This window comes from Tamlana crocina (assembly GCF_012037625.1).
Genome location: NZ_JAAVJS010000522.1, coordinates 1 through 355 on the forward strand (window position 1 = coordinate 1; position 355 = coordinate 355).

Genomic DNA, 355 nt, shown 5'->3' on the forward strand with positions numbered 1-355 from the left:
TCATTTCTCTCATGGTAAGCTTTAAAGTTATCTATGTCGCCGAACATTTCAACGACTTCTTTTCGCTTTAAAATAGTTGGAGTATCGGATAAAAGAATATTATAGGAGGACCAGGGATATTCTCCCATTCTTTGAACAACCTTATGATGTACCGGATTATTATGGATGTAGAATATTAGTTGTTTAAGATAAGTTTCAGACGTGATCCTTTTTCTTTCGTATGGCTTTTCCATAAGGCTTCCCGTCCTGCCATAATTTTTGTTTATGGCCTGAGCATAAGCATTAAATAAATGTCCAAGCTGCCTCGAGGCATCAGGTTTCTTCGGTTCTTTACCCGGAGAAAATAAATAATCCT

Annotated in this window: 1 protein-coding gene; it reads right to left on the bottom strand. The window is 36.9% G+C overall.

Annotation, left to right across the window (positions count from 1 at the left end; genetic code table 11):
• Nucleotides 1-355: transposase (locus tag HC176_RS17875; protein WP_425338227.1), on the bottom strand; the 355-nt coding region annotated here is incomplete at both ends.